General features: G+C 67.7%; 29 protein-coding genes and 1 pseudogene. 13 read left to right on the top strand and 17 right to left on the bottom strand.

Annotation, left to right across the window (positions count from 1 at the left end):
• Positions 1 to 184 precede the first annotated feature (184 nt).
• The 3 genes from OCU_RS37785 (at position 185) to OCU_RS37775 (ending at position 1,191) form a co-directional block, all read left to right on the top strand.
• A complete protein-coding gene (locus OCU_RS37785; protein WP_008256836.1) occupies positions 185 to 589 on the top strand; it encodes a hypothetical protein in 405 nt (134 codons plus the stop codon).
• Positions 590 to 600: 11 nt separating this feature from the next.
• Positions 601 to 891, top strand: coding sequence for a hypothetical protein (locus OCU_RS37780; protein WP_014380152.1), 291 nt, complete (start codon positions 601 to 603; stop codon positions 889 to 891).
• 78 nt (positions 892 to 969) lie between these two features.
• Entirely contained in the window at positions 970 to 1,191 is a 222-nt protein-coding gene (locus OCU_RS37775; protein WP_008256834.1) for an Rv1893 family protein, read from the top strand.
• Positions 1,192 to 1,217: 26 nt separating this feature from the next.
• On the opposite strand, the gene OCU_RS37770 is transcribed toward OCU_RS37775, so the two are convergent.
• Positions 1,218 to 2,348 (bottom strand): nitronate monooxygenase, encoded by a 1,131-nt coding sequence (locus OCU_RS37770; protein WP_008256833.1) that lies wholly within the window; start codon positions 2,346 to 2,348, stop codon positions 1,218 to 1,220.
• A gap of 251 nt (positions 2,349 to 2,599) precedes the next feature.
• On the opposite strand from OCU_RS37770, the gene OCU_RS37765 reads away from it, so the two are divergent.
• Both OCU_RS37765 and OCU_RS37760 read left to right on the top strand, forming a co-directional pair.
• Positions 2,600 to 4,549 (top strand): flavin-containing monooxygenase, encoded by a 1,950-nt coding sequence (locus OCU_RS37765; protein WP_009956810.1) that lies wholly within the window; start codon positions 2,600 to 2,602, stop codon positions 4,547 to 4,549.
• Between the two features lie 10 nt (positions 4,550 to 4,559).
• Positions 4,560 to 5,585 carry an alcohol dehydrogenase catalytic domain-containing protein gene (locus OCU_RS37760; protein ID WP_009956811.1) on the top strand — a complete coding sequence of 342 codons (1,026 nt, stop codon included), beginning with the start codon at positions 4,560 to 4,562 and terminating at the stop codon, positions 5,583 to 5,585.
• Between the two features lie 4 nt (positions 5,586 to 5,589).
• Here the strand turns inward: OCU_RS37760 and OCU_RS37755 are convergent, their stop codons facing one another.
• Complete coding sequence (locus OCU_RS37755; RefSeq protein ID WP_009956812.1) at positions 5,590 to 6,501, bottom strand: class I SAM-dependent methyltransferase; 912 nt, start codon at positions 6,499 to 6,501, stop codon at positions 5,590 to 5,592.
• Between the two features lie 17 nt (positions 6,502 to 6,518).
• Positions 6,519 to 6,950 carry a D-aminoacyl-tRNA deacylase gene (dtd, locus tag OCU_RS37750; RefSeq protein WP_009956813.1) on the bottom strand — a complete coding sequence of 144 codons (432 nt, stop codon included), beginning with the start codon at positions 6,948 to 6,950 and terminating at the stop codon, positions 6,519 to 6,521.
• A 52-nt stretch (positions 6,951 to 7,002) separates the two neighbouring features.
• Here dtd and OCU_RS37745 point away from each other — a divergent pair, with 52 nt between their 5' ends.
• Positions 7,003 to 7,308 carry an MTH1187 family thiamine-binding protein gene (locus tag OCU_RS37745; protein ID WP_014382583.1) on the top strand — a complete coding sequence of 102 codons (306 nt, stop codon included), beginning with the start codon at positions 7,003 to 7,005 and terminating at the stop codon, positions 7,306 to 7,308.
• Here OCU_RS37745 and OCU_RS37740 read toward each other — a convergent pair.
• Positions 7,305 to 7,799: a macro domain-containing protein gene (locus OCU_RS37740; RefSeq protein ID WP_029385352.1), complete on the bottom strand. Its 495-nt coding sequence runs from the start codon at positions 7,797 to 7,799 to the stop codon at positions 7,305 to 7,307. The genes OCU_RS37745 and OCU_RS37740 overlap by 4 nt on opposite strands.
• A 40-nt stretch (positions 7,800 to 7,839) precedes the next feature.
• Here OCU_RS37740 and OCU_RS37735 point away from each other — a divergent pair, with 40 nt between their 5' ends.
• Entirely contained in the window at positions 7,840 to 9,129 is a 1,290-nt protein-coding gene (locus tag OCU_RS37735; RefSeq protein WP_446500393.1) for a competence/damage-inducible protein A, read from the top strand.
• 3 nt (positions 9,130 to 9,132) lie between these two features.
• On the opposite strand, the gene OCU_RS37730 is transcribed toward OCU_RS37735, so the two are convergent.
• Complete coding sequence (locus OCU_RS37730; RefSeq protein ID WP_407937426.1) at positions 9,133 to 10,329, bottom strand: MFS transporter; 1,197 nt, start codon at positions 10,327 to 10,329, stop codon at positions 9,133 to 9,135.
• Positions 10,330 to 10,483: 154 nt separating this feature from the next.
• Between OCU_RS37730 and OCU_RS37725 the strand changes: the two genes are divergently transcribed.
• A complete protein-coding gene (locus tag OCU_RS37725) occupies positions 10,484 to 11,551 on the top strand; it encodes an amidohydrolase family protein (protein ID WP_009956819.1) in 1,068 nt (355 codons plus the stop codon).
• A gap of 128 nt (positions 11,552 to 11,679) precedes the next feature.
• On the opposite strand, the gene OCU_RS37720 is transcribed toward OCU_RS37725, so the two are convergent.
• Entirely contained in the window at positions 11,680 to 13,074 is a 1,395-nt protein-coding gene (locus tag OCU_RS37720; protein WP_014380151.1) for an HNH endonuclease signature motif containing protein, read from the bottom strand.
• A gap of 214 nt (positions 13,075 to 13,288) precedes the next feature.
• On the opposite strand from OCU_RS37720, the gene OCU_RS37715 reads away from it, so the two are divergent.
• Complete coding sequence (locus OCU_RS37715) at positions 13,289 to 13,678, top strand: phage holin family protein (protein ID WP_008256813.1); 390 nt, start codon at positions 13,289 to 13,291, stop codon at positions 13,676 to 13,678.
• Between the two features lie 2 nt (positions 13,679 to 13,680).
• Here the strand turns inward: OCU_RS37715 and OCU_RS37710 are convergent, their stop codons facing one another.
• From OCU_RS37710 to OCU_RS37680, 7 genes and pseudogenes are all read right to left on the bottom strand, one after another.
• On the bottom strand, positions 13,681 to 14,643 hold the full coding sequence (locus tag OCU_RS37710; protein ID WP_014380150.1) for an FAD-dependent oxidoreductase: 963 nt from the start codon (positions 14,641 to 14,643) through the stop codon (positions 13,681 to 13,683).
• 136 nt (positions 14,644 to 14,779) lie between these two features.
• A pseudogene (locus OCU_RS51520) lies at positions 14,780 to 15,349 on the bottom strand (hypothetical protein); the annotation flags it as partial.
• Between the two features lie 98 nt (positions 15,350 to 15,447).
• Complete coding sequence (locus OCU_RS37700; RefSeq protein WP_009955988.1) at positions 15,448 to 15,942, bottom strand: SRPBCC family protein; 495 nt, start codon at positions 15,940 to 15,942, stop codon at positions 15,448 to 15,450.
• Positions 15,942 to 16,571 carry a nitroreductase family protein gene (locus tag OCU_RS37695; protein WP_009955986.1) on the bottom strand — a complete coding sequence of 210 codons (630 nt, stop codon included), beginning with the start codon at positions 16,569 to 16,571 and terminating at the stop codon, positions 15,942 to 15,944. The genes OCU_RS37700 and OCU_RS37695 overlap by 1 nt, the downstream gene beginning before the upstream one ends.
• A gap of 104 nt (positions 16,572 to 16,675) precedes the next feature.
• On the bottom strand, positions 16,676 to 17,647 hold the full coding sequence (locus OCU_RS37690) for an NAD(P)H-dependent flavin oxidoreductase (RefSeq protein WP_196771129.1): 972 nt from the start codon (positions 17,645 to 17,647) through the stop codon (positions 16,676 to 16,678).
• Between the two features lie 8 nt (positions 17,648 to 17,655).
• On the bottom strand, positions 17,656 to 18,048 hold the full coding sequence (locus tag OCU_RS37685; RefSeq protein WP_009955983.1) for a tautomerase family protein: 393 nt from the start codon (positions 18,046 to 18,048) through the stop codon (positions 17,656 to 17,658).
• A 190-nt stretch (positions 18,049 to 18,238) separates the two neighbouring features.
• Positions 18,239 to 18,838, bottom strand: a complete 600-nt coding sequence (locus OCU_RS37680) for a TetR/AcrR family transcriptional regulator (RefSeq protein ID WP_014380148.1) — start codon at positions 18,836 to 18,838, stop codon at positions 18,239 to 18,241.
• A gap of 102 nt (positions 18,839 to 18,940) precedes the next feature.
• Between OCU_RS37680 and OCU_RS37675 the strand changes: the two genes are divergently transcribed.
• Positions 18,941 to 20,509, top strand: a complete 1,569-nt coding sequence (locus OCU_RS37675; RefSeq protein WP_009955980.1) for a phytoene desaturase family protein — start codon at positions 18,941 to 18,943, stop codon at positions 20,507 to 20,509.
• Positions 20,510 to 20,519: 10 nt separating this feature from the next.
• Here OCU_RS37675 and OCU_RS37670 read toward each other — a convergent pair whose 3' ends face one another.
• From OCU_RS37670 to OCU_RS37655, 4 genes are all read right to left on the bottom strand, one after another.
• Positions 20,520 to 21,122 carry a YbhB/YbcL family Raf kinase inhibitor-like protein gene (locus OCU_RS37670; RefSeq protein ID WP_044059214.1) on the bottom strand — a complete coding sequence of 201 codons (603 nt, stop codon included), beginning with the start codon at positions 21,120 to 21,122 and terminating at the stop codon, positions 20,520 to 20,522.
• Between the two features lie 62 nt (positions 21,123 to 21,184).
• Positions 21,185 to 21,631, bottom strand: coding sequence for an SRPBCC family protein (locus OCU_RS37665; RefSeq protein WP_009955978.1), 447 nt, complete (start codon positions 21,629 to 21,631; stop codon positions 21,185 to 21,187).
• A gap of 36 nt (positions 21,632 to 21,667) precedes the next feature.
• Positions 21,668 to 22,084, bottom strand: coding sequence for an SRPBCC family protein (locus OCU_RS37660; protein WP_009955977.1), 417 nt, complete (start codon positions 22,082 to 22,084; stop codon positions 21,668 to 21,670).
• Complete coding sequence (locus OCU_RS37655) at positions 22,081 to 22,407, bottom strand: ArsR/SmtB family transcription factor (RefSeq protein ID WP_009955976.1); 327 nt, start codon at positions 22,405 to 22,407, stop codon at positions 22,081 to 22,083. The genes OCU_RS37660 and OCU_RS37655 overlap by 4 nt, the downstream gene beginning before the upstream one ends.
• 91 nt (positions 22,408 to 22,498) lie before the next feature.
• Between OCU_RS37655 and OCU_RS37650 the strand changes: the two genes are divergently transcribed.
• From OCU_RS37650 to OCU_RS51285, 3 genes are all read left to right on the top strand, one after another.
• Complete coding sequence (locus OCU_RS37650; RefSeq protein WP_009955974.1) at positions 22,499 to 23,212, top strand: MBL fold metallo-hydrolase; 714 nt, start codon at positions 22,499 to 22,501, stop codon at positions 23,210 to 23,212.
• Positions 23,213 to 23,348: 136 nt separating this feature from the next.
• Positions 23,349 to 25,637 carry an isocitrate lyase ICL2 gene (aceA, locus tag OCU_RS37645; RefSeq protein ID WP_008256786.1) on the top strand — a complete coding sequence of 763 codons (2,289 nt, stop codon included), beginning with the start codon at positions 23,349 to 23,351 and terminating at the stop codon, positions 25,635 to 25,637.
• A 419-nt stretch (positions 25,638 to 26,056) separates the two neighbouring features.
• Positions 26,057 to 26,467 carry a hypothetical protein gene (locus OCU_RS51285; protein WP_038538645.1) on the top strand — a complete coding sequence of 137 codons (411 nt, stop codon included), beginning with the start codon at positions 26,057 to 26,059 and terminating at the stop codon, positions 26,465 to 26,467.
• Positions 26,468 to 26,502 lie beyond the last annotated feature (35 nt).

The raw sequence follows: 26,502 nt of genomic DNA, 5'->3' as shown, positions 1-26,502 counted from the left end.
ACGGTTGGGAAGCATTGACGCAAGATCGTCGGGGGCAAATTGGAACGTGTTCCGCGGGTGCGCTTTGTCCGCCACGGTCGTGCGCCGGCGGGGATCGCGGCCGCGCGCCGAATCCGTCTTGTGGCCCGCGGCCCGACCGATATGCTTTGGTGCAGGTCACCGGCGACGACAGGCGGGGTGGAACATGATTCGGGAATTGCTGAGCGCCGCTTCGATAGCGGGCATCACGATCGGCATGGCGCCGTGCGCGGCCGCCGACCCGCATTACGACGGCGACGTCCCGGGCATGAATTATCAAGCTTCGCTGGGCGCCCCGTGCGACAACTACGAGCGCTTCATCTTCGGACGAGGGCCCAGCGGCCAGGCCGAGGCCTGTCACTTCCCGCCGCCGAACCAGTTCCCGGCGGCCACCACCGGGTACTGGGTCGCTTCCTATCCGCTCTACGGGGTCCAGCAGACCGGCGCGAAATGCCCGGGCTCGCAGGCGGCGGCGCAGACTCCGGACGGGCTTCCCATGCTGTGCCTGGGGGAGCAGGGATGGCAACCCGGATGGTTTACCGGCGCAGGGTTTTTCCCGCCCTCCGACTGATCGGTACGACGATGAAGCGTGGTGTGCAAGGCGCGTCGCCCGTGCCCCGCTGGCTGCGTTTCGTCCTGGCCTCGGATCGCGCCGGGTCGGCGTGGTACATCGGCACCGGATTCTTCTTCGCGCCCGTGCTGGCCGTGTTTTCGCCGTGGCCCGCGGTCACCGCCGTGTTGTGGGGCGTCATCGCGGTGGCAGGGCTGTGGTTGGGGCTGCTGGGCATCGCGATGGCCATCGGTCTGGCCCGAATACTGCGCTCGGGGGCCGAAATTCCCGAAGACTACTGGCGCACCCTCGTGCACTACTGAAGCCCACCGCCGCCGAGAAATGGGGCCTCGTCCCGTCTAGAGTTCAGGGCAACGAACCTGCGACAAAGGAGACTCGAGATGGCCTTCAATCCCAAAGATGCGGTCGACGCGGCGAGGGACATCGCGACCAACGCCGTCGAGAAAGCCTCCGACATCGTCGAGCACGCCAGCGACATCATCCGGGGTGACCTTGCCGGCGGTGCCAGCGGAATCGTTCAGAATTCCATCGACATCGGCACGTACGCCCTGGACCGGACGAAGGAAGTGTTCACCGGCCGGCAGGACGTTGACGACGTCTAGCCCCGCCGGCCGGGCAAGCCCCGCCGTCAGACGGAGGCGGCCTCGTTGAGCTCGTCGAGCCTGTTGGTCGCTTCCAGGTACTCCTGCACCCAGCGCTCGATGACCGTCGACGTCTTCTCCACCTTGGTGAACTGCCCGACGACCTGACCGACCGGGTTGAACGCGACATCCACGGATTCGTTCGGGTACCTGTTCGTGGCACGAACCGCCATGCCGGACACCATGTATTGCAACGGCATTCCGAGGGGCTTCGGGTTCTCCGGGGCCTCCCACGCCTCGGTCCAGTCGTTGCGCAGCATGCGGGCCGGCTTGCCGGTGAACGACCGGCTGCGGACGGTGTCGCGGCTGCCCGCCTTGACGTAGGCCTCCTGCTGGACCGGGGTGTTCGAGGATTCCTCGACCATCAGCCACTGCGATCCGGTCCACGCGCCCTGTGCGCCCAGCGCCAGCGCGGCCGCGATCTGCTCGCCGCTGCCGATGCCGCCGGCGGCCAGCACCGGAACCGGAGCGACCTCCTTGACGACCTGCGGCCACAGCACGATTGAGCCCACCTCGCCGCAGTGCCCGCCGGCCTCGCCGCCCTGCGCGATGATGATGTCGACGCCCGCGTCCGCGTGCTTGCGGGCCTGCGAGGGGGAGCCGCACAGCGCGGCCACCTTGAGTCCGGCCTCGTGGATGTGCTTGATCATGTCGGCCGGCGGGGTGCCCAGCGCGTTGGCGATCATCTTCACCTTCGGGTGCTTGAGCGCCACCTCGACCTGGGGTGTGGCCGTCGCCTCGGTCCAGCCGAGCAGCTGCAGGGTGTCGCCGTCGCTGTCCTCGACCGGCACGCCGTGGTCGGCGAGGATCTTCTTCCCGAAGTCAAGGTGCTCCTGGGGCACCATCTTGCGCAGCGTCTCGGCCAGCTCCTCCGCGGACAGGTGTGAGTCCATGCCCTCGTACTTGTTGGGGATGACGATGTCGACGCCGTAGGGGTGGTCGCCGATGTTCTCGTCGATCCAGTTGAGCTCGATCTCGAGCTGCTCAGGCGTGAAGCCGACGGCCCCGAGCACGCCGAACCCCCCGGCCTTGCTGACCGCCACGACGACGTCGCGGCAGTGGGTGAAGGCGAAGATCGGGAACTCGATGCCGAGTTCGTCGCAAATAGGGGTGTGCATTACAACTCCTGGGATGCTCGCCGAATTGGAACGTGTTCTAGTTTAGTACGGACGTCACTGACGTGGCCAGCGGGTCCTGAGCTGCGCCCCATCACTACGGCCCGTCGCCGCCGAGCGGGCGCGACGCCGTTCGGCCTGCCACCGCCTTTGATCCCTTGATCCCGCACCGAGCAACCGGGTACCGTAGTGCTGCCAATTACGAAACTACGCGTAGCGTAATTGGCTTCCAAACCACCGAGAGGATCGGCTTGATGCGCAGCCGCTACGCCGGCGATCCCTTCACCACGTCCACGCCCGAGATCGCCGCCGCCCTAGAGGATGTCAGCATCCCGACGCTGCTGCTCTCCCTCGTCCACATCACCGGCGACCCCCGATTCATCCGCGACTACAAGCAGATGGGCATCTTCCTCAACGAGGTCCAGGGGTTCATGTCGGAGGAGGACAAGGCGCGGGCCCGCGCCGAGGCGCTGACGGTGATCACCGAGTATCGGGATCGCGGCTGCCCCGAACCGGCGCCGCTGAGCCCGGAGCTCATCAGGGAAATGATGGATTGGGCGGCGTGTGAGCACGTTCCCGACGACTATCTTTCCCTGGTGTCCGAAGAGCTGGACCTCGACGGGGTCGACCCCCGGCGGCCGGCCGCGTTGCCGGCCGAGCGCGCGGCGCAGCTTCCGGTTCTGGTCGTCGGGTGCGGCGAATCCGGCATCCTTGCCGGCGTGCGCCTCAAGCAGGCCAACATTCCGTTCACCATCGTCGAGAAGAACGCCGGCCCGGGCGGAACATGGTGGGAGAACCGCTATCCCGGCGCCCGTGTCGACGTCGCGAACCATTTCTATTGCTACAGCTTCGAACCCAACAACGACTGGACCCATTTCTTCGCCGAGCAAAACGAGCTGCAGGACTATTTCACCAAGGTCATCGACGAACACGACCTGGCCGACCGGATACGTTGGCAGACCGAGGTTCTCGCGGCCCAATGGGACGACGACGACGGCACCTGGACCGTGTCGCTGCGATCGGCCGACGGCCGCACGTCGACCCTGCGCGCACGCGCGCTCATCACGGCGGTGGGCCAGCTGAACAGGCCCAACATTCCCGAATTCGCCGGAGCACAGACTTTCCGGGGCCCGTCGTTTCACTCGGCGGCCTGGGATCACTCGGTGGACCTCAAAGGCAAGCGGGTCGCGCTCGTCGGCGCAGGCGCCAGCGGGTTCCAGATCGCGCCCGCCATCGCCGAGGAGGTCGAGCGCCTGACGGTGTTCCAGCGGACCGCGCAGTGGATGTTCCCGAACCCGATGTATCACGACGAGGTCGGCGACGGTGTGCGCTGGGCGATGCGCCACCTGCCGTTCTACGGCCGGTGGTACCGCTTCCTGGTGCTATGGCCCGGCTCGGACAAGGGCCTCGACGCCGCCGAGGGCGATCCGAACTACGCCGATCAGGACCACGCCGTCAGCGACATCAACGCCGGCGCGCACATGATGTTCTCCCAGTGGATCACCAGCCAGGTCGGCGAAGACTCGCCGTTGTTGGCCAAGGTGATGCCGGACTATCCCGCCTGCGGCAAGCGCACCCTGCAGGACAACGGCAGCTGGCTGAGAACGCTGCAGCGCGACAACGTCGAATTGGTGCGCACACCGATCGACCGGATCACGCCGCAGGGCATCGTCACCGAGGACGAAGTGACGCACGACGTCGACGTCATCGTCTACGCAACGGGGTTCCGGCACACCGACGTGCTGTGGCCGCTGAAGATCACCGGCCGCAACGGCGTCGACCTGCACGAGATGTGGGGGAGCAGGCCGTATGCCTACCTCGGGATCACCGTCCCGCAGTTTCCGAACTTCTTCATCGTCTACGGCCCCGGAACCCACCTGGCCCACGGGGGCAGCCTGATCTTCCAGTCCGAACTGCAGATGCGCTACATCGACCAATGCCTGGCGCGCCTGGCCGACGTCGATGTGCACTCCGTCGAGCCGAAACTTGACGCCGCCACGGACTGGCACCGGCGGACGCAGACCCAGATCAAGAAGATGGTGTGGTCACACCCGGCGGTCAAGCACTCGTATTTCAAGAACGCCGACGGCGAGATTCACACCGTCAGCCCGTGGCGCCTCAACGAGTACTGGTCGGCGGTGCGTGAACCCGACTGGTCACAATTTGTAGTGCGCCAGAAAGATCAAGCGCGACAAGGGAAGTGAGCACACCGGTATGCGCACGGTAGTCGTCGATGGGCCCCGCAGCATCCGGGTCGACACCCGCCCCGACCCAACGCTGCCGGGCCCGGACGGAGCGATCGTCGAGGTGACCGCCGCCGGAATCTGCGGCTCGGATCTGCACTTCTACGAGGCCGACTTCCCGATGCCCGATCCCATCGCCCTCGGCCACGAAGCCATCGGCACGGTGGTGGACGCCGGGCCGCAGGTGCGCAACGTCAAGGTCGGCGATCAGGTCATGGTGTCGTCGGTCGCCGGCTGCGGCGCGTGCGCGGGGTGCGCCACCCGCGATCCGGTCATGTGCCACTCCGGCTTTCAGATCTTCGGCGGCGGAGTGCTCGGTGGCGCGCAGGCCGATCTGCTCGCGGTGCCCGCCGCCGATTTCCAGCTCCTGAAGATGCCCGAGGGCATCAGCACCGAGCAGGCGCTGCTACTCACCGACAATCTCGCCACCGGCTGGGCCGCGGCGCAGCGCGCCGACATTCCGTTCGGCGGGACCGTGGCGGTGATCGGCCTCGGAGCGGTCGGCCTGTGCTCGCTGCGCAGCGCGCTTTTTCAGGGCGCGGCAACGGTTTTCGCCGTCGATCAGGTCGACGGCCGGTTACAGCGCGCCACGCGGTGGGGGGCGACACCCGTCAAGGCGCCGGCGCTCGAGGAGATCCTTGCCGCCACCGGCGGCCGCGGCGTCGATGCGGTGATCGACGCCGTCGCCACCGACGCATCCCTGACCGAGGCGCTCAACGCCGTCCGGGCGGGCGGAACCGTCTCGGTCGTCGGTGTGCACGACATGAATCCGTTCCCGCTCAACGCGCTGGGCTGCCTGATCCGCAGCATCACGTTGCGGATGACCACCGCGCCGGTGCAGCGAACCTGGCCGGAATTGATCCCGCTGCTGCAGTCCGGCCGCCTCGATGTCGACGGCATCTTCACCACGACAATGCCTTTGGACGACGCGGCCAAGGGCTATGCGACCGCGGAATCGCGCTCCGGCGACGATGTGAAGATCCTGCTGCAGCCCTAGGCCTTCACCGGGTGGCGGTGATGTATTGGGACCGCATGAAACTGTCGATCTTGACGTCGACCTCCGGTGGGGTCATGCCGTAACCGGCCTGCAAATCGAGCGTGTTGCGGACGGGTTCGACGGCCCACCCGTGCGCGGTCAGCCACTCCGCGGGATCGGACTGCGGTTCATACGTCAGAGCCGAAAAGTCAACGTTGCCCGACACGTTGACCCCCGGGTGATCCGCCTCCAAGGCGTGGAGCTGGTCGTGGTCCAGCCGCGACCCCAGCGCGCCGATCGCGATCCGGCTGCCCGGCGCGCTGAGCCCGCTGATCCGGGTGAACAGCGCGTGTTGCGCCTCGTCGGTCAGGTAGGGCAGCAACCCCTCCACCGACCAGGCGCTCGGGCTCTCGACGTCGAACCCGGCCGCCTCCAAGGGCCGCGACCAGTCGGTGCGCAGATCGGCGGCGACCTCGATCCGGTTCGCCTTCGGCGCGGCACCCTGCTCGTCGAGCACACGCGCCTTGAACTCGAGGACCTTCGGCAAGTCGACCTCGAAGACCCTTGTGCCGTCGGGCCATTCAAGGCGGAACGCCCGCGAATCCAGGCCGGCGGCGACGATCACCGCCTGGCGTATGCCCGCCTGGCCGGCGCCGACGAAGAAGTCGTCGAAGAACCGGGTCTGGACACCATACAGCCGCGGAAAGGCCGTCTCGTCCTCGGTGCTGCCCGGGTTCGCAAGCACCCCCGCCAGATACGGGTCCCGCGCGGCGGCGATGAAGACCTTCGCGTATTCGTCGCGCACCAGCGGCTGCGGGCCCACGGCGTGCAGGGCACGCCATCCCGCCACGAGCAGCGCGGTGTAGCCAACGCTGCTGACGATGTCCCAGTTGTCGTCGTCGGAGCGGAGCGATCCGAATTCAGGTGTCGTGCCCACGGGGGCCAACGTACCCTTCAGAGTTCGAGCAGCACCGTGACCGGGCCGTCGTTGACCAACTCGACCTGCATGTTCGCGCCGAACACCCCGGTCTGCACCTCGGCGCCCAGCCGCTGCAGCGTCGCGGCGAACTCCGCCACCAGCGGCTCGGCCACCGGTCCGGGGGCGGCCGCATTCCACGACGGGCGGCGGCCCTTGGCGGTGTCGGCGTACAGGGTGAACTGACTGATGACCAGGATGGGGGCTCTTGCGTCGGCCGCGGACCGCTCCTCGGCGAGAATCCTTAGGTTCCAGAGCTTTTCGGCGAGCCGGCGGGCCTTGTCGCGATCGTCGGTGTGGGTGACGCCGACGAATGCCAACAGCCCCTGGCCATCCGGCCGGATCGCTCCCACCACCGCGCCGTCGACCGTCACCGTCGCCGACGAGACCCGTTGCACCAACACCCGCATGGGCCTCGATGGTGCCAGACCGGCCGGGGCGGGGGTGGGTACGCTCGACAGGGTGTCCGTGCTCGTCGCGTTTTCCGTCACCCCAATGGGGGTGGGCGAGGGTGTCGGCGAGATCGTCGCCGAGGCGGTTCGGGTGGTTCGCGAGTCCGGCCTGCCCAACAAGACCGACTCGATGTTCACGGTGATCGAGGGCGACACGTGGGAGCAGGTCATGGCGGTGGTGCAGCGCGCCGTCGAGGCCGTGGCGGCCCGGGCGCCGCGGGTGAGCACGGTGATCAAGGCCGATTGGCGCACCGGGGCCAGCGACGCTATGACGCAGAAGGTTGCCTCCGTCGAGCGCTACCTTTCCGAGAGCTAGGCCCGCAGCGCGGCCCGAAACGCTTGCTCCGCCGCGTCGCCGTGCACGGCGAACACCACCTTGCGCAGCGAGTCCGGCTGATGCCGCCGGACGGTGTCGACCATCAGCCGGGCGGCCTGGTCGAGCGGGAACCCGCCGACACCGGTGCCGAAGGCCACCAGCCCCAGCGTGCGGCACCCGAGCTCGTCGGCCTTGCGCAATGTCGAAGCCGTGGCGGCGCCGATGATCTCGGCCGAGGTCGGCCCACCGAGTTCCATGGTCGCCGCGTGGATGACGTAGCGCGCGGGCATGTCGCCGGCGGTGGTCTCGATCGCTTCGCCGAGCCCGATCGGCGCCTTCTCGGTCGATTCGCGCTGCACGTCGGGCCCGCCCGCGCGCGAGATGGCCGCGGCGACGCCGCCACCGTGCCGCAGCTGCGTGTTGGCGGCGTCGGCGATCGCGTCCACGTCGAGCTTGGTCACGTCGGCCGCAAGCACCTCTAACTCGATCATCGGCTCATTGTCCCGCAGGCCCATGCGTAGGCTCATGGCGGTGAGCGCACGTGCAGGCATCGTTGTCACCGGAACCGAGGTCCTCACCGGACGCGTCCAAGACGCCAACGGCCCCTGGATCGCCGATCGCCTCCTGGAGCTGGGCGTCGAGCTCGCGCACATCACGATCTGCGGCGACCGGCCCGCCGACATCGAAGCCCAGCTGCGGTTTCTCGCCGATCAAGGCGTGGACCTGATCGTCACCAGCGGCGGCCTGGGGCCCACGGCCGACGACATGACCGTCGAGGTGGTGGCGCGCTTCTGCGGGCGCGAGCTGGTGTTGGATGCCGAGGTCGAAGAGAAGATCGCGAACATCCTCAAGAAGCTGATGGGGCGCAATCCCGCGTTCCAATCCGCCTTGGACCCCGGCACTTTCGAGTCGCTGCGCGCCGCCAACCGCAAGCAGGCCATGATCCCAGCCGGGGCGCAGGTGCTCGACCCGGTCGGCACCGCGCCCGGTGTCGTGGTGCCGGGCAAGCCCGCGGTGATCGTGCTCCCGGGACCCCCGCGCGAGCTGCAGCCGATGTGGCACACGGCCATCCAGACACCGGCGGCGCAGGACGCGATCGCCGGCCGGACCATTTATCGGCAGGAGATGCTGCGGATGTTCGGGCTGCCCGAGTCGGGGCTGGCCGAGACGCTGCGCGACGCCGAAAAGACCGTGCCCGGCTTCGACCGCCTCGAGATCACCACCTGCCTGCGGCGCGGGGAGATCGAAATGGTCACCCGCTACGAGCCGGACTCCGCCGACGCGTACACGCAACTGACGAAGCTGCTGCGCGAGAGGCACGGGCATCAGCTGTACTCCGAAGACGGCTCGCGTGTCGACGATCTGGTCGCGCAGCTTCTCACCGGGCACCGGATCGCGACGGCGGAGTCGTGCACCGCGGGACTGCTGGCGGCGCGGCTGACCGATCGGCCCGGATCGTCGGACTACGTGGCCGGCGGGGTGGTGTCCTATTCGAACGAGGCGAAAGCGGAGGTGCTCGGCGTCGACCCGGCGCTGATCGAGGTGCACGGCGCGGTATCGGAGCCGGTGGCCGAGGCCATGGCCGCGGGCGCGCTGCAACGCTTCGGCGCCGACACCGCGGTCGCGATCACCGGGATCGCCGGACCGGGCGGGGGCACGGAAGACAAGCCGGTCGGGACGGTCTGCTTCAGCGTGAAGGTGGCGGGCGGTCGCACGGACACTCGCACCCTGCGCCTTCCGGGCAACCGGTCCGATATCCGGGAACGCTCGACGACGGTGGCCATGCACCTGCTGCGGCGCCTGCTGGCCGACGCCGACTAGCTTTTACGTCGCTTCCGTTGCGAGAAAAGAACTTTCCGTCGTGCCGAAGCGGATTCCCGTCGCGTCCTTTCCGATCAGCGTCAGGACCACCACCGCGGCCAGCACCGGCACGATCGTGGCCGCCAAGGCGAACGGGTAGCCATGGGATTCGGCGAGACGTTCCTGAATCGGTAAGTTGAACGCCGCCAACAGGTTTCCGAGTTGGTAGGTCACACCGGGGTAGAGGCCGCGGATGGCGTCCGGCGACATCTCCGTGAGGTGGGCGGGAATCACGCCCCACGCGCCCTGCACGAAGAGCTGCATCAAGAACGAGCCCAGGCACAGCATGGCCGCGCCGCGTGAGTATGCGAACAGCGGCACGATCGGCAGCGCCAGAACCGCACAGAAGACGACCGTGTAGCGCCTGCTCAGTCGTTGCGACAGCGTTCCGAAGACGAGCCCTCCGATGATGGCGCCGACGTTGTAGGCCACCACGATCCACCTGACCGTCGTGCTCGACAACCCGGCCCCCTGGTTGGCGTGCGCGCCGAGGAAGGTTGGGTAGACGTCCTGCGTGCCGTGGCTCATCCAGTTGAAGGCCGTCATCAGCAACGCCAGGTAGATGAAGCGCCGGATGATCGCGCCGCTGCGCAGCACGTCGCGGATTCTGGTGCTGGTGAGCCTCATCCGGTCTTGGGCGGCCTCCCACACCTCGGATTCCTCCACCCGGTAACGAATGATCAAGCTGATCAGTGCGGGAACGATGCTCAGGCCGAACAACCAGCGCCACGAGAGCTCGAGCCAATCCATCACCACCAGGGCGGCCACGCTGGCCAGCAGGTAGCCGAACGCGTAACCCTCCTGCAGCAGCCCGGAGAAAAATCCGCGTCGCTGGACCGGAACCTTCTCCATGGCCAGCGCGGCACCGAGCCCCCATTCCCCGCCCATGCCGATGCCGTACAGCAGGCGCAGGATCACGAGCACCGTGAAGTTGGGTGCGAACGCGCACAGGAACCCGACCACGGAGTAGAACATGACGTCGACCATCAGGGGGAGTCGCCGGCCGACGCGGTCGGCCCACAGCCCGAACAGCAACGCGCCGACGGGACGCATGATCAGGGTGGCGGTGGTGACGAACGCGACCTCGGCCTTGCTGTGGTGGAACGTCTTTGCGATGTCGGCGTAGACGAGCACCACGATGAAGTAGTCGAAGGCATCCATCGTCCAGCCCAACAGAGCGGCGATGAAGGAGTTTCGCTGGTCGGCGGTCAACTTCTGTCGAGGGCTCTGTGTGGTCACGTCAGCATCGTGGCGTACCGAGCGCGTCGGCGCGACCTGTTTCGCCGCCCGTCGTGCGGGAGTAAGTTCCGGATGCATGCGGATCATCGATGCCGACGGCCATGTCGCCGAAAATTCGTCACTGGCAGTCGAAGCGATCAAGCGGTGGCCGGAGCACGTCAGACCCGGCAGGCATGGGCGGCTCGGGTTGACCCTCGAAGGACGCAACTACCCCGAGGACCGCGGTCCGGGCGCGGGCTGCCCGCCCGAACACGGGATCAGTAGCGCGGCCGATATCAACTGCCGGTCGGCCGAAGGCGTGCTGGGTGACGCCGACCGCGATCACATCGACACGATGGTGCTCTATCCCAGCCTTGGCCTGTGCGCGCCGAGTCTCGAGGATCCCGAATTCGCGGCCGGATTCGCTCGCCTCTACAACGAGTGGATCGCCGATTACTGCGCCGCTTCGGGCGGGCGGCTCCGCGGCGTCGCGGTGACTCCGATAGAACATGGCCGGCTGGCGATCGATGTCATGACCGAAGCCAAAGACCTTGGGCTGGTGGCGACTTTGGTGCCGCCGGCGCTCAAGACACGCAACCTCGACCACCCCGACCTCGACCCGTTCTATGCCGCCGCCGTCGAACTCGGGATGCCGCTGGGGGTGCATGGGGCGCCCGGCATTCATCTGCCCAAGATCGGGGTAGACCGTTTCACGAATTACATTCAGGTGCACTGCATCAGCTTTCCGTTTGACCAGATGACGGCGATGACCGCGATGGTTTCCGGCGGCGTCTTCGAGCGCCATCCGGAGTTGCGGGTGGCCTTCCTCGAGGCGGGTGCGGGCTGGGTTCCGTTTTTTATCGATCGGCTGCACGAGCATTACGAGAAGCGTGGCGACTGGGTGGAGCGCGGCTGGCGTCGCGATCCGCACGAGTATCTGGCCGCCGGAAACATCTGGGTGACGTGTGAACCGGAGGAGCCGATTCTGCCCGGGGTGATCGACGTGCTGGGCGCCGATTTCATCATGTTCGCCAGCGACTATCCGCACTGGGACGGCGAGTGGCCAGAAAGCACCAAGCACCTGCGCACTCGCGCCGATATCAGCGAGGAGGCCCGCGAGAAGATCGGTGGGCGCAACGCGCAGCGCTTCTACAACCTGAACTAGCGGCGATCGCGAGCACGGCGCAGCCGGGCGACGCGGGTCGGCGCCATTGCACCTAGCGGCGATCGCGAGCGCGGCGCAGCCGGGCGAGGCGGGTCGGCGCCATCGGAGCTAGCGGCGATCGCGAAGTGTTATGCGGCGCCGGGATTGTCGGCTTCGTCGTCGTCGTGTTCGTGGTGGAGGAGTTTTTCGGGGTGGTGGTAGGTGTTGGTGCGGGGTTGGCCGCGCTCGAGGTGGGGTGGGGGTTTCCATTCGGTCTCGCCCTTGGCGTTTTTGCGGGTGCTCCAGCCGCCGGGGTCGAGCATGCGGTGATGCGGGCCGCAGGCGAAGGTGAGCTGGTTGATGTCGGTGCTGTGGCAGGTGCTGTAGTCGGTGGTGTGGTGGACTTCGCAGTAGTAACCCGACACGGTGCAGCCCGGGGCGGTGCAGCCGCGGTCCTTGGCGTACAACACGATTCGCTGCCCCGGGGAGGCCAGCCGCTTGGTGTGATACAGCGCCAGGGCCTTGCCCTTATCGAAAATCGCCAAGTAATGGTGGGCGTGGCGGCCCAGGCGGATCACCTCACTCATCGGCAGGATGGTGCCCCCGCCGGTCAGGGCGCGCCCGGCGGCGGCCTCCAACTCGGCCAGGGTGGTGGTGACGATGATGGAGGCCGGTAACCCGTTGTGCTGACCCAACTCCCCGGAGGCCAACAGCCCACGCAGCCCGGCCAGCAGGGCATCGTGGCCGCGCTGAGCAGCCGAGCGGGTATCACGATCGATGGCCTCTTGGCTGGGCGCGCCCTCCACGCACGGGGTGTCGTCGAGCGGGTTGCACATGCCCGGGGCACCGAGTTTGGCTTCCACGGCTCCCAGCGTGGCGCGTAGTTCGGGGGTGATCAGGCCCCGCAACTCCGACATGCCGTCGGGTTGTTGGCGGCCCAGGGTCACCCCGCGGCTACGGGCGCGGTCCTCATCGGTGAAAAGGCCGTCGGGATTGAGGCAATCTTCCAGGACGTGGGCCAGGCCGTCGAGTTCGTCGGGCCGGTGATACGCGGCGTGACCGGCCAGGTCGGCCTCGACGCGCTCGCGGGTCACCGGGTCGATCCAGCCCGGCAGGCGGCGAAAGAATCGGCGGATCACCGCAACATGGGCGGCGCCGAGTTCACCGCGGGCCTGGGCGGCGGCGGTGGCGGCCAACACCGGGGGCAAGGGTTCACCGGTCAGGCCGTGGCGCGGGCCCAGATCGGCGGCGTCTTTGACCCGCCGGCCGGCCTCGGTGTGGCTGATCCGCAGCCGGTCGGCGATCGCCTGATCCAGCGGGCCGCCGAGTTCTTCGATGCCGGCTTGGCGGGCCAGGTGATTGATCAACGCATGCTCAGCCACCGGCAACCGGCGGCGCGTCTTTTCGCAGCGCTCCAACAACGCCAGGCACTCCCGAGGAGCCAGCGCATCAAAACTCAGCCCCGCCACGCCCTCGATCGCGGCATCAAGCGCATCGAAGGCCGCGCTGATCGCGTCCCGATCGATGACGCCGCCCGAACCCATACCGTCAAACTATCGAGGCCCACCGACACAAAACCCCGCATTGTGACCACAGAAACCACAGTGACACAAGGGAATTCAATATCCGTTTCCGATATCCGAAACCGCGCCCGCGTGTATGCGCGAGAGCCGACGGACGAAGCCGGTCACCCGGTCAGAACTCACCCGCGCCGATTTGCTTACCTTCCCGGCCGACCGGATGGCAGGATCTAGGCGCATGGGCCCATTTTTGGTGCGCGCCGCGCTGACCGGCTTTGCGTTGTGGATCGTCACCCTTTTCGTGCACGGCCTGAGTTTCGTGGGCGGTAGCACGAGGCTGGAACGGGTCGGCATCATCTTCGTCGTCGCCGTGATCTTCGGTCTGGTCAACGCATTCATCAAGCCGATCGTCCAGATCCTGTCGATCCCGCTCTACATCGTTACGCTCGGTCTGTTCCATGTCGTCATCAATGCTTTGATGCTCTGGATCACGGCGTGGATCACCGAGCACACCACGCACTGGGGGCTGCAGATCGACCACTTTTGGTGGACCGCCATCTGGGCGGCGATCGTCTTGTCGATCGTCAGTTGGTTGCTGTCGTTGATAATTCGCCGCACCGGCGCCTGAGATCATGGGCCGTCGGCCAGGGCCACCACGTCGCGCGCGCAGCCCCAGGACAGGGTGACGCCGTTGCTGCTGTGACCGTAGTTGTGGATGCAACGCGCCCGCCCGAGCGGTTCGGCCTCCACGCGCACCGACGGACGGTCGGGGCGCAGTCCGGTGATGACCTCGATCACCTCGGCGTCACCGAGTCGCGGCTCGATTCGTCGGCAGCGCTGCAGGATGCGTTCGGTCACGTCGGGTTCCGCGGTCGTGTCCCAGCGACCGGGGATGCTGATTCCGCCGCACACCACCCGTTGTGGATGCGGGAAGAAACAGGTCCACTCGGGGCCGTCGTTCAATTCCAGAAACAGTTGCTGCAGACCGGGATTGGTCAGCACCACGTGCTGGCCGAAGAGCGGCCGCACGGTGTGGTCGTCGATGAGCGCGCCCGCGGCGAGACCAGTGCAGTTGACGACGATGTCAGCGGTGTCGGCGGCCTCGGCCAGGGATCGAACGGGGTGTTCTTCGATCTCGCAGCCGGCCGCCGCGAGCCGCCGGGTCAGATAGTCGAGGTAGTGCGGCATGTCGATCATCGGCACGGTGGCGCGAAATCCGGTGCCGAAACCCGGCGGAACGTCGGCCGGGTCGGCGGGCCGCAGGTCGGGGATCAGCGCGGCCGCCGATGACATCGCCTCGGTCGCGGTCAGCTCGCCGACCGCCAGCGCCGGCGCCAGCAACACACCCGAGTCGGGATCGCGGGCGAGATCACGGAACACCTCTAGAGAGTGCTCGGTCCAGCGCAGCGTCGCGCCGGCGCGTTCCGCGGGCCGCGGGGGCGCCCACACGGCGCCCGCCACCGCCGAAGTCGTTCGCTTGGGCATCGTGTCCGCCCAGACCCGCACCGGCCAGCCCGCCTCGGCCAGGCAGATGGCCGACGTCAACCCGCTGACGCCAGCCCCTACCACGACGATCTGGTGCGTACTGGCCACGGCGCCGGCGGGCCGATCAGGAATGCGCGGCTTGTGGGGCTACCGGAGTTGCGGGCGCGGCCGCCGGGGCTTGCGGGGCCGCCGGCGCTTGCGAGGCCGGCGCCGGTGCAGGTGCGGGCGCTTGCGGAGCGGGCGACGGTTGCGGGGGCCGCTGTGCGTTTCCGCCCAACAGACCGTTGAGGATGCCGAGCGTGCCCTGCACGCCCGCGGGCGGCGTTTGTGACGGCGGAACGGCGTCTGGGGTCAGCTGCCAGGGTTGGCAGCCCGAGGTCTTGAAGGCTTTGTCACCCGGGTCGATCTGCACGACCTGCGCCTTCTTGGTCATGGCGTTGTCGATGAGCGCGCCGTCGGGGTTGCCGGTCCGTTTCCAGTAGCACGTGCCGTTGCCGACGGGGCCACCGGAGCTGTAGATGCCCGGGACGATGTCGGTCCCCACGGCGTAAATGCCGTCCTTGTCGATGCTGGTCTTCGGCCCCGGCGGGGCGGGTGCCGGCGAAGCCCCTGGCGACGCGGCCGGTGCGGGTGCTGCCGAAGGCGCTGGTGCCGGTGCCGGCGACGCGGCCGGTGCAGGTGCCGCCGAAGGCGCTGGTGCCGGTGCCGGCGACGCGGCCGGGCCCGGGGCGGGCCCCCGTGTCTCGTCCGGATCGGCGCTGGCAACGACCGTCGAAGTGGCCAACCCCGCGACCATCAAACCCGCGGCGGCCAGTCGCGCCGCAGTAGCTACTCCACCCATAGAAATCGAGGGTACCGGGGCCAAGTACCTAATTCATGTCGTTGTGAAATGAACCCGGCAGCAAAGAACGGCTAGACGAGACGCCGGACCCGGCCCGCGCGGGCGAGCGCATGCTCGTACGTCTCGAGGTTGTCACGGGAAATCTTCGCGTAGACCGGGCGTTCGAGGAGGAAGCGCAGCACGGGGTTGTAGGCGCGATACGTCTCGTGGAACGTCAGCACGGTGGTGCCGTCGGGCTGCTCCTCGAGCTGGTGATACCCCTCGGCGCGCGACCACAGCGGCGCGCCGACGGCCACGTAACGCGACAGCTTGTCGATCTCGGCTTCGGTCACGGTTTCCCAGGAACGCGCCCGGCCGCCGGTGAGCAGGTATTTGGGCACTTCGAAGACACACGTGCGGACCAGGCCCTCACCGGCCTCGTTGCCCTCGTTGAGGATTTCCATGCTGCCGGTCGGCCACTCGAGCACCCGGGGGCGCGGGGCGTTCGGCGGGGCCGGCGGATGCAGCGCCCGCCAGACCTTCCGCGGCGGAGCGTCGATGTGGAATCGCACGGTGTAGGACTGCATCAGCCTTCCCCCCAGCCATCCCAGAACGTGATGGTCGCCGCCGGCGGGCGTGCGGCCGGCCGGAAGTCGGTGCCGATCGTGTACGCGACGGGGAACAGCGCGGCCTGCGTGACGGTGGGTGGGATGCCCAGCAGCTCGGCCACCTCGCGCTCCTTGAACAGGTGCATCGTCGTCCACACCGATCCCAGCCCGCGCGAGCGGAGCGCCAGCAGAAAGCTCCAGCCGGCCGGGATGATCGACGCCCACGCCGCGGCAGCGATGCCCGGTTCCGCGGTGTCGATGCGCTGGTTGAGGCAGGGGATGACGTGCACCGGGACTTGCCCGAGCGTTTCGGTCAAGCTCATCGCGCTCCGGTACACCCGCTGCGTCTGCGGATCCGTCGCGTTGTCGGCCGCGTACGCCAGGTACTGCGCGCCGATGCTGCGGTAGATCTCGGCGATGGCCGCGCGTTTGTCGGGGTCCGTGATCACCAGCCAGCGCCAGTCCTGCGTGTTGCTCGCCGTGGGCGCCTGCATCGCCAGCTGGATGCACTCCAGGATCACGTCGCGGCCGACCGGCCGGGTGAGGTCGAGCCGTTTGCGCACCGACCGGGTGGTGCTCAGCAGTTCGTCGACGGTGGCGATGTCCATGGGATCCTTAGATGTGTCGGCGGGGGTGGTTAAAGGTGCGGCCCATCATCGCGACGTGAAGTTGAGGTGTCGAGCTGAGCAAACCAGACCCCGAGCTCGGCTGTCTAGGCCCTCGCCCGCCGATTGAGGATGTGTGCGGCCTCGGCGACCATGTCGGCGACGATGTCAGCGGCGGGACGGACGTTGCGAACGCGTCCCACGCCTTCGCCGGTCAGGATCGCCGCGGTATCGAAATCCTCTGCGGCAACGGATTTTTCGTAGTCGGCGACCGCTTGGGGTAGCTGGGCCGTCAGCTCGGGTTCGCGACCGTGCCAGGTGGCGAGGAACGCGTTGCCCAGCGCCCGCGCGTCGTATCCGGCGGGCCAATCGAGGCGGCGCACAACGTCATAGACCCGGGTGCGCACGGTGTCGTCGCCACAGGCCGCGACGGCCCGCCGCTGCGCACGCGGTGACACCAATGCCTCCGGCGACGCCCACAACCTGCTACCCACGACCGCGCCGTCGGCGCCCAGCGCCAGCGCGGCCGCCAATCCGCGGCCGTCGACGACGCCGCCGGCGGCCGCCACCAGCGTGTCGGGTGAGCGTTCGGCCACGAAATCGACCACCTCGGGCACCAATGTGAACGTCGTCCGCCCGCTCATTCCATGTCCGCCGGCTTCGCTGCCCTGCGCGACGATGACCTCCGCCCCGGCGTCCACGGCCCGGCGCGCCTGGTCGAGGTTTTGCACCTGAGCGATGAGCGGGACGCCGGCCGCGTGGATGCGATCGGCGAACGGCCGTAAGTCGCCGAAGGACAACATGATCGCCGCGGGTTGGTGGGCGAGCGCGATGTCGAGCGCCCGCGGGTTGCCCGCCAGGCTCCAGGTGATGAACCCGCAACCGATCCGGGCGCTGTCGGCGTTGTCGAATTCGCGCTGCAGCCATTCGGGATCGCCGTAGCCCCCGCCGAGCAGGCCCAGGCCGCCCGCCCCGGTCACCGCCGCCGCGAGCCGACCCCCGGAGACCAGGGCCATCGGCGCGAGCAGGACGGGCTGCTCGATACCGAAGAATTCCGTCAGGCGGGTCCGCAACGGCACGGTGTCGCTCACTTCAGCTCACCGGTGAGGAACTGTGCGCGGCCGTGGCCGAAAGACCAGTCCTCATCGTTGTTTTCGGTGACCGAGACGATCAAGTCCGCCGGGTCGAGTCCGCACCGGTCGGCGAGGCGGGACGCCAGCAGTTCGTAGAACTTCTGCTTGAGTTCGCGCGGACGTCGCCTGCTGACCACGTGCAGGATGACCTGCCGCGCCGAGCGGTCGATGCCGAGACCGGTGTCCAGCGCGATGACCTCGTGGGCCGGATGAGTGCGGACCACCTGATAGCGATCACGCTCGGGAACACCGAACGCTTCGACCACCGTCTCGTGGATCGCGTCCAGCAGCGCCCGAACCTCCGACGGAGAGCGGCCCCCGATCAGGTCGATGTACAACAGCGGCATGTGTCCTCCATCGCCGGAGTGGATCGTGGATCTCGACGTCTACTCCAACAGACGGTAGGCCCGCGGAAATCCCTCGTGAGATGCGTGCTGCGACACATCGCTCATGAACTCGCGTCTTCGAAGCGGTCGCTACGCCGTGCCGCGCCGCTTCGTCGAGGCGGGGAATAGCGCGCGGGAACTGCAGGGTCGCTCAGGCGAGCCGCGCCAGACCGGAGCGCACCAGATCCAGGCTTGCGGCCACGTCTGCGCCGAGGTCGCCCGCACAACCCTTGCGGCCCCAATTCTCCACTGCCGCAACCAAGGCCGCGGCCAGCGCAGAACCCGCGACTTCGGCCGCCAGGTCGATGTCCGCCGTATCCGGATTGCGCTTCCTGACGAAGTCGGCGAGCACGCCGGCGAACGAGGACTGCACCACTCGCAGGTGGCCCGCGATCCGCTCGGCGCTGATCAGCTCCGCGCGCGCCGTCGCCGCCTGACGAACCACCTCGAGGTCGTGCGGGAACGCCGAAACACTCGCCAGCACCGCATCGAACAACGACTCCGACGACGGGCGTTGCGTGAGCGCCTCGGCCAGCCATTCCAGCTGCGTCTCGTAATCCTGGAAAAGGACGGCTTCCTTGGTGGGGAAGTGCCGGAAGAAGGTGCGCTCGGTGACGCCGGCCTCGCGCGCCAACTCGGTGACGGTGACATTCGCGAAGCCCTTGCGCGCGAAGCTCTTCAACGCCGCGCGACGTAGGGCCTCATGCGTCGATCGTCGTCGTTGTTCGTGACGGTTGCCCGGGGCGGTCATCTCAGGGGAGATGGTATCCCAGCCGAAGTGGTCACTACTGACATCTTCCAATTATGTCAGTACTGACATATTCTGCACGGGTACCCGACGGAGGCGAGAACCATGAGCACAAATCATTACGACGCGATCGTGGTGGGGGCGGGACACAACGGGCTGACCGCGGCGGCGATCCTGCAACGCGCGGGACTGCGCACCGTGTGCCTCGAGGCCAACACTTATGCGGGCGGCATGGCCGCGACGGTCGAATTGATCGACGGCTTCCGATACGAGATCGCCGGGTCGGTGCAGTTCCCGATGGCAAGCCAGCTCACCAAAGACCTCGGCCTCGACACGCTGCCGGCGGTGGAGCCCGAGGTGATGTCGACAAACATCGGCGACCACGGCGAAGAGCCGATGATCTTCTATCGCGACCCGATGCGACTGATGACGCATCTGGGCGAGAAACACGGAGTCGAGGCCGTCACGGGCATGGCCGAACTGATCGGGTGGAGCCAGGCACCGGCGAAGGCGCTCGGCCGCTTCGACGTCCGCCAACGGCCGAAGACCCTGGACGAAATGTATGCCTGCGCGACCAACGACGCCGAACGCCGTGCCATTCACGACATGCTCTTCGGCTCGGCGATGGACGTGATCGACCGCTATCTGCGCGACCGGGAAAAGCACGCGGTCATGCGCGGGATGCTGGCGTTCCTGGCCGTCAACTCGACCTACCGCGGTCCGTATACACCGGGCAGCGCAACATGTTTGGCGTTCGCGCTGGCGGTGCCCGACGGCAGCACCGCGATGATGACCAAGCTCAAGGGCGGCATCGGCGCCCTCACCGACCACCTACGCGAGCTCTTCGTCTCCCACGGCGGCGAGATCCGCTTCCGCACCAAGGCCGAGCAGATCCTCGTCGACCGGCAGAAGGTGACCGGCGTGCGGCTGCGCGACGGGTCGACGATTTCGGCGCCGATCGTGGTGTCCAACCTGTCACCCGATGTCACCCTCACCGACCTCATCGCACCAGAACACGTTCCCGCGGAGCTCGTCTCGCGGGTATCCGGCCGCGACCACCGCGCCTCGTTCGTGCAGATCCACTTCGCCCTGGACGGGCTGCCCGAATTCGCCCCACCGTACGAGTTTCTCAACGACGACGGCATGCAACAGTCCATCGGCATCTTCGGGTCGCCCGAATCCCAACAGCTGCACTGGGAGAACTGCCGGCGGGGCATCGTCCCGGACGATCCGTCGATGGGCATGCAGATCCCGTCGGTCCACGACCCCGCCATGGCGCCGCCGGGCAAGCACGCGGCGAGCGCGTTCGCCTACGCGTTTCCGGTCGAATCCGACCGCGGTCAGCACGGGCGCCTCAAAAATGAGATGGCGCAACGGGTTATCGACAAGATCACCAGGTTGGCACCGAACTTCAAGGACATCGTGATACGCCACATCACGTTCGCGCCTTACCACATGAACACTATGTTCGGTGCGCCCGACGGCGACTTCTGCCACGGGCTTTTGCACCCAGACCTGATGGGGCCCAACCGACCCGGACCGCGCGGCTTCCTCGATCTACCCATTCCGATCGACGGTCTCTACCTCGCCGGCGCCGGCTGCCATGGCGGACCGGGCATCACCTTCACCCCGGGGTACAACGCCGGCTACCAGGTGCTCGACGACGCGTCCTGAGGCGAGCCGATCAGCCGCCGAACGCCCCGACGAGCTGCGCCTGCGCGGTCGCGGCGCCGGCGATCGTCTGCGCGGCCTGCACGCCCGCCAGGCCGCCGGGCAGCTGGTAGTCATCGGGAAGCTGATAGAGGGTGAACCGGTAACGATGCGTGCCTGTTCCGTTCGGGGGACAGGGACCCTGATACGCCGACTGGCCGGCCGTGTTCGGCAGAGTGGTTGCGCCGGCTGGGGTTTGGCCCTCGGCCGTGCTGCCGGGCCCGGGGGCGATTCCGATCACCACCCAGTGGACGTACAACCCGGCCGGGGCGTCGGGATCGTCGACGACGAGGGCCGCACCCAGCGGCGCCGACCACACCAACGGCGGTGCGACGTCGGCGCCCTTGCAGGTGTACTGCACCGGAATCGGCGCACCGTCGGCGAAGGCCGGGCTGCTGATCGTCAATGAGCCTCCGGCGGGCGCCTTGGGCGCCGTCTTGCCCAGCGTCGTGACCTTCGGCGCCGGAGACGACGTCGGGTGGCTATCCCCAGTTCCGCCGCAGCCGGTCAGCGGCCCAAGCAGCACCGCTGCTCCGATGAGCGCTGCGGTTCGGCGAAACACGTGCGACGAGTCCATGAAAACAGTCTGACCCGCGCGGGCGCGCCGCGAAAGCACCCGTTTCGGGGCGAGGGCCGCGGCTACTTGGCGCGCTTCTCGACTTCCAGTACCCGCTTGCGCAATCCCTCGGTGGCCGTGTCCATGAGGGTTTTGGCACCCCTCTTGACCAGGAATCCGGGAACGGGCGCCACCAGGTCGACGGTGAGGTCGAAGCGGACCCGGGTGGAGTCCCCCTCGGGAGTCAACGTGTACCGGCCCTCCTGAGCGCGTTGCTGTTTGGAGCTGATCAGGGTCCAGCCGACGCCATCGTCGTGAACGGTGTAGGCGAGCTCCTGTTCGTCGCTGACGCCGACGAGTTTGACCACCTGTCTGGATCGGGTCGGATGGTTTTGGTCGTCCCGCTCGAGCACCTCGACCTTTTTGTGCGCCGACGACCATTCGGTCAACGACTCGAGGTCGAACAGCACATCCAGGATTTCGTCGGGCGTCGCTTCGATGACGACTTCGCGGGAATCGGTGATAGCCATCTCGGGGAGATAGCCGGTGCGACGTCGCTCGAAACCCTAGGGGCTCACGTGAGCGACAACCCGCGTGAGCCGGGGGAGGACCACGTCCCGCCAGCCGGGTCCCATGCGTTCGAAGGCCTGCGCCATACGGCCGTCGTCGAGGTCAAAGCCGCTGTGCTCCAAGAACACTCGGGTGCCGGCGCCTTCGGCTTCCAGCCGCCAGGTCAGCGTCCAGGCCGTGGTGAACGTGTAGACGAAGCGGTGCGGCGCGTCGACCTCGAGCACCGTGCACGGCTGCTGGCCATAGCCCGGCATGTCGAGCGTGAACGTGTGTCCCACCACCGCGGCCACCTGCCCCTCGGCCCACCAGAGTTTCATCAGGGCGGGTTCGGTGAGCAACCGCCACACCTTCTCCGGTGGCGCCGCGACGAATTGATCCACCCGGATCGTCGCGAACCGTGACGTTGCGGTCATTCCAGCTCCTCTGCCACCTCGGCGAGCCGGGCAAGCCGGGCACGCCAGAACTTCTCGAACGGATGAAGCCACTCACCCAGCTCCGCCAGGGGCTCCGCGGTCAGGTGATAGATCCGATGGCGCCCCCGCGGCTCGTCGGCCACCAGCCTCGCGTCACGCAACACCTTGAGATGCTCGGCGACCGCGGGCCGGCTGAGTTCGAACCGCTCGCTGAGCTCCCCGGCCGACAATGGTTGCCGGAACAGGATCTCCAGCAGTTCACGCCGCACCGGGTTGGCCAAGGCGAGAAAGACGCGATCGACGCCAGTCACGGTCGACAACATATGTCGGACAATCCCGACATGTCAACTATTTCCGACACATCGTCCCGGCGCACCGCCGGCGCAGCCCACGCGTGGCCGCTACGTTGCTGGTGTGCATTTCGGCTGGGAAACGCTGTCCAGCGGCGTGCACCGCTGCCGGCTCTCGTTCTGCGATGTCACGATCGGCCTGGTGCGCGGCCGCACCGGAACGCTGCTCGTCGACTCGGGTACCACGCTGGCCGAGGCCGCCGCCATCGACGCCGACGTCCGACGGCTTGCCGGGCGGCCGGTGAGCCATATCGTGTTGACGCACAAGCACTTCGACCACGTCCTGGGCTCATCGTTCTTCGGCCGCGCGAAGATCTACTGCGCGCCCGAGGTCGTCGGGCACCTCCGATCGGCGACCGACCAGATCCGCGCCGAGGCGCTGCGGTACGGCGCCGACGCCACTGAAGTGGACGCGGCGATCGCCGCGTTACGCCCTCCGCGCCGCGGGGTCTACGACGCCAGCGTCGATCTGGGGGATCGGACGGTGACGATCACGCACCTCGGGCGCGGCCACACCGCCTCGGACCTGGTGGTGATCGCGCCCGCGACCAACGCCGGCGACAGGATGGTGGTGTTCGCCGGTGACCTGGTCGAGGAGTCCGCCGACCCGGCGATCGACGCCGATTCCGACGTGGCGGCCTGGCCGGCCACCCTCGGGCGACTGCTCGCCGTCGGCGGACCCGACGCCATCTACGTCCCGGGCCACGGCAAGGTCGTCGACGCCGCATTCGTGGCCCGTCAGCGGGACTGGCTTGCCCGGCGCGGAGGCGTCCCGTGATCGGTGGACCATCGAATGCGCTGTGCCCCAGTGGTTTTGCAACCGTTTCAGCCGAGTCTTTCGACTCCTGATTGAACCGCCCTTCGCGGGGATAGACTCACGTTCAGTGGAGTCGTGCCGGAGAGGGGCGTAAGACATGGCGATCATCGACAAGGACACACAAGTCCGGCCATCGTTCGACGACGAGGTCGCTGCCACGCAGCAATACTTCGACGATCCGCGCTTTTCCCGGATCACCCGCCTGTACACGGCCCGCCAGGTAGCCGAGCAGCGCGGCACCATCCCGACCGACTACACCGTGGCACGAAACGCGGCGGCGGCCTTCTACGAGCGGTTGCGCGAGCTGTTCGCCCAGAAGAAGAGCATCACGACGTTCGGCCCGTACTCGCCCGGCCAGGCGGTCGCGATGAAGCGGATGGGCATCGAGGGGATCTATCTGGGCGGCTGGGCGACCTCGGCCAAGGGGTCCACCACCGAAGATCCCGGACCCGACCTCGCCAGCTACCCGCTGAGCCAGGTGCCCGACGACGCCGCGGTGCTGGTGCGCGCCCTGCTGACCGCCGACCGCAACCAGCAATACCAGCGCCTGCAGATGAGCGAAAAGCAGCGCGCCGCGGCGCCGGTCTACGACTACCGGCCGTTCATCATCGCCGACGCTGATACCGGCCACGGCGGTGACCCGCACGTGCGCAACCTGATCCGCCGGTTCGTCGAGGTCGGCGTGCCCGGCTACCACATCGAGGACCAGCGCCCCGGCACCAAGAAGTGCGGCCATCAGGGCGGCAAGGTGTTGGTGCCGTCCGACGAACAGATCAAACGGCTCAACACCGCGCGCTTCCAGCTCGACATCATGAAGGTGCCGGGCATCATCGTCGCGCGCACCGACGCCGAGGCCGCCAACCTGCTGGACAGCCGGGCCGACGAGCGTGACCAGCCGTTCCTGCTCGGAGCCACCAACCTCAAGATCCCGTCGTACAAGTCGTGCTTCCTGGCGTTGGTGCGTCGCTTCTACGAGCTGGGCGTCAAAGACCTCAACGGCCACCTGCTGTACGCGCTGCCCGAAGGGGAGTACGCCGAGGCCACAGCTTGGCTTGAGCGCCAAGGGATCCAGGGCCTGGTCTCCGACGCCGTCAACGCCTGGCGCGAGGACGGTCAGCAGTCGATCGACGACCTGTTCGACCAAGTCGAGTCGCGGTTCGTGGCGGCCTGGGAGGACGACGCCGGCCTGATGACCTACGGCGAGGCCGTCGCCGATGTGCTCGCGTTCGCCGCCAGCGAGGGCGAACCGGCCGATATGAGCGCCGAGGAGTGGCGAGAGTTCGCCGCGACCGCCTCGCTCTACTCGGCCAGGGCCAAGGCGAAGGAGTTGGGCGTCGACCCCGGTTGGGACTGCGAACTTTCGAAGACGCCCGAGGGCTACTACCAGATCCGCGGCGGCATCCCGTACGCCATCGCCAAATCGCTGGCGGCCGCGCCGTTCGCCGACCTCTTGTGGATGGAGACCAAGACCGCCGACCTGGATGACGCCCGGCAGTTCGCCGACGCCATCCACGCCAAGTTCCCCGACCAGATGCTGGCCTACAACCTGTCCCCGTCGTTCAACTGGGACACCACCGGCATGACCGACGAGCAGATGAAGCAGTTCCCCGAGGAACTGGGCAAGATGGGTTTCGTCTTCAACTTCATCACCTACGGCGGACACCAGATCGACGGCGTCGCCGCCGAGGAGTTCGCCACCTCGCTGCAACAGGACGGCATGCTGGCGCTGGCCCGCCTGCAGCGCAAGATGCGCCTGGTCGAATCTCCTTACCGCACACCGCAAACCCTCGTCGGGGGACCGCGCAGCGACGCCGCGCTCACGGCCTCCTCGGGCCGCACCGCCACCACCAAGTCGATGGGCGAAGGCTCGACCCAGCACCAGCACCTGGTGCAGACCGAGGTGCCGAAGAAGCTGCTCGAGGAGTGGCTGGCGATGTGGAGCGAGAACTACGACCTCGGCGAGAAACTGCGGGTGCAACTGCGGCCCCGCCGCGCCGGCTCGGACGTGCTCGAACTCGGCATCTACGGGAACGACGACGAGCAGCTGGCCAACGTGGTCGTCGACCCGATCAAGGACCGGCACGGCCGCAGCATCCTTCAGGTGCGCGACCAGAACACCTTCGCGGAGAAGCTCCGCCAGAAGCGGCTGATGACCTTGATCCACCTCTGGCTGGTGCACCGCTTCAAGGCCGACGGGGTGATCTATGTGACGCCGACCGAGGACAACCTCTATCAGACCTCGAAGATGAAATCCCACGGCATCTTCAGCGAGGTCTACCAGGAGGTCGGCGAGATCATCGTCGCCGAGGTGAATCAGCCCCGCATCGCCGAACTGCTCAAGCCCGACCGCGTGGCGCTGCGCAAGCTGATCACCAAGGAGGGGTAGCCGCGGTTTCGGCTGCGGCCCTGGTCACAGGCTTGCGCGCGGCCCACGCCCGATCGGAGGACGGTCTACTTAGTGAATATAAGGAATTTTCTAATTTACGAGTCAGACATTTCGCCCACGGGAAGGCCCGCACCCGGATACGATTTGTCTCGCCGATGGTCCATAGGCCCGAGATGGGCCATCGGCTTTTAAAAGCCTCGATGGTCATGTTCCCGCGTTCGCCAGATTCCCTTGTGCCGCTGCGGCTCCGCTCCACGGGATCGCGCACGCTCCACTTTCCCGGCCGGCCACGCCCACCCGCGTGACGGCCATCCTTTTCCCGTCGCAATCTCGGCGCCGGAAGTAGTTTGCGCGCCGACGCCCCTGGGTAACAAACAGTGGGCGCCGCGGTGTGGCGCAAGTGGAGATTGGGGGATCTGATGGGATCTGGACCGAGGACAACGGTCGCCCTTTTCGGCGGCGCGGCCATGCTCGTACTGGCGGTCGGCTGCGGCGGCGGTCATAAAGAGGGCCCGAGCAGCACCACCACCCCGACGACCACGCCCTCGTCGAGCGTCGCGCCCTCCACTGCGCCCGGTGAAGGCGGCGGCGGCAACGTGCCCGGCGGCCCGACCGGGGGCGGTGGCCCCGGTGGCGGCGGCGGCAGCGTCCCCGGCGGCCCGACCGGCGGCGGCGGTCCCGGTGGCGGCGGCGGCAGCGTCCCCGGCGGCCCGACCGGGGGCGGCGGTCCCGGTGGCGGCGGCGGCAGCATCCCCGGCGTCGGCGGTGGCGGCGGTGGCCCGGGCGGTGGCGGCGGGTGCGTCGGCAACGTCTGCGGCGGCTACCCGTGATCAGCCACTGGCGTTGAGCCCGTTCTAGTTCGAAG

This window comes from Mycobacterium intracellulare ATCC 13950 (assembly GCF_000277125.1).
Lineage (GTDB): Bacteria > Actinomycetota > Actinomycetes > Mycobacteriales > Mycobacteriaceae > Mycobacterium > Mycobacterium intracellulare.
The sequence above is the reverse complement of the archived record's forward strand: the minus strand, read 5'-3'. Positions and strand labels throughout refer to the sequence as shown.

What these genes read in the sequence shown, in the direction of transcription:
- OCU_RS37695 (WP_009955986.1), bottom strand. Translation starts at nt 16,571, where the DNA reads ATGGACATCGCCACCGTCGACGAACTGCTGAGCACCACCCGGTCGGTG.
- OCU_RS51285 (WP_038538645.1), top strand. Translation starts at nt 26,057, where the DNA reads ATGGGATCTGGACCGAGGACAACGGTCGCCCTTTTCGGCGGCGCGGCC.
- OCU_RS37770 (WP_008256833.1), bottom strand. Translation starts at nt 2,348, where the DNA reads ATGCACACCCCTATTTGCGACGAACTCGGCATCGAGTTCCCGATCTTC.
- aceA (WP_008256786.1), top strand. Translation starts at nt 23,349, where the DNA reads ATGGCGATCATCGACAAGGACACACAAGTCCGGCCATCGTTCGACGAC.
- OCU_RS37665 (WP_009955978.1), bottom strand. Translation starts at nt 21,631, where the DNA reads ATGGCTATCACCGATTCCCGCGAAGTCGTCATCGAAGCGACGCCCGAC.
- OCU_RS37675 (WP_009955980.1), top strand. Translation starts at nt 18,941, where the DNA reads ATGAGCACAAATCATTACGACGCGATCGTGGTGGGGGCGGGACACAAC.
- OCU_RS37775 (WP_008256834.1), top strand. Translation starts at nt 970, where the DNA reads ATGGCCTTCAATCCCAAAGATGCGGTCGACGCGGCGAGGGACATCGCG.
- OCU_RS37660 (WP_009955977.1), bottom strand. Translation starts at nt 22,084, where the DNA reads ATGACCGCAACGTCACGGTTCGCGACGATCCGGGTGGATCAATTCGTC.
- OCU_RS37700 (WP_009955988.1), bottom strand. Translation starts at nt 15,942, where the DNA reads ATGCAGTCCTACACCGTGCGATTCCACATCGACGCTCCGCCGCGGAAG.
- OCU_RS37785 (WP_008256836.1), top strand. Translation starts at nt 185, where the DNA reads ATGATTCGGGAATTGCTGAGCGCCGCTTCGATAGCGGGCATCACGATC.
- OCU_RS37715 (WP_008256813.1), top strand. Translation starts at nt 13,289, where the DNA reads ATGGGCCCATTTTTGGTGCGCGCCGCGCTGACCGGCTTTGCGTTGTGG.
- OCU_RS37670 (WP_044059214.1), bottom strand. Translation starts at nt 21,122, where the DNA reads ATGGACTCGTCGCACGTGTTTCGCCGAACCGCAGCGCTCATCGGAGCA.
- OCU_RS37680 (WP_014380148.1), bottom strand. Translation starts at nt 18,838, where the DNA reads ATGACCGCCCCGGGCAACCGTCACGAACAACGACGACGATCGACGCAT.
- OCU_RS37730 (WP_407937426.1), bottom strand. Translation starts at nt 10,329, where the DNA reads ATGGATGCCTTCGACTACTTCATCGTGGTGCTCGTCTACGCCGACATC.
- OCU_RS37740 (WP_029385352.1), bottom strand. Translation starts at nt 7,799, where the DNA reads ATGATCGAGTTAGAGGTGCTTGCGGCCGACGTGACCAAGCTCGACGTG.
- OCU_RS37765 (WP_009956810.1), top strand. Translation starts at nt 2,600, where the DNA reads ATGCGCAGCCGCTACGCCGGCGATCCCTTCACCACGTCCACGCCCGAG.
- dtd (WP_009956813.1), bottom strand. Translation starts at nt 6,950, where the DNA reads ATGCGGGTGTTGGTGCAACGGGTCTCGTCGGCGACGGTGACGGTCGAC.
- OCU_RS37725 (WP_009956819.1), top strand. Translation starts at nt 10,484, where the DNA reads ATGCGGATCATCGATGCCGACGGCCATGTCGCCGAAAATTCGTCACTG.
- OCU_RS37720 (WP_014380151.1), bottom strand. Translation starts at nt 13,074, where the DNA reads ATGGGTTCGGGCGGCGTCATCGATCGGGACGCGATCAGCGCGGCCTTC.
- OCU_RS37685 (WP_009955983.1), bottom strand. Translation starts at nt 18,048, where the DNA reads ATGCCGCTGTTGTACATCGACCTGATCGGGGGCCGCTCTCCGTCGGAG.
- OCU_RS37760 (WP_009956811.1), top strand. Translation starts at nt 4,560, where the DNA reads ATGCGCACGGTAGTCGTCGATGGGCCCCGCAGCATCCGGGTCGACACC.
- OCU_RS37655 (WP_009955976.1), bottom strand. Translation starts at nt 22,407, where the DNA reads ATGTTGTCGACCGTGACTGGCGTCGATCGCGTCTTTCTCGCCTTGGCC.
- OCU_RS37780 (WP_014380152.1), top strand. Translation starts at nt 601, where the DNA reads ATGAAGCGTGGTGTGCAAGGCGCGTCGCCCGTGCCCCGCTGGCTGCGT.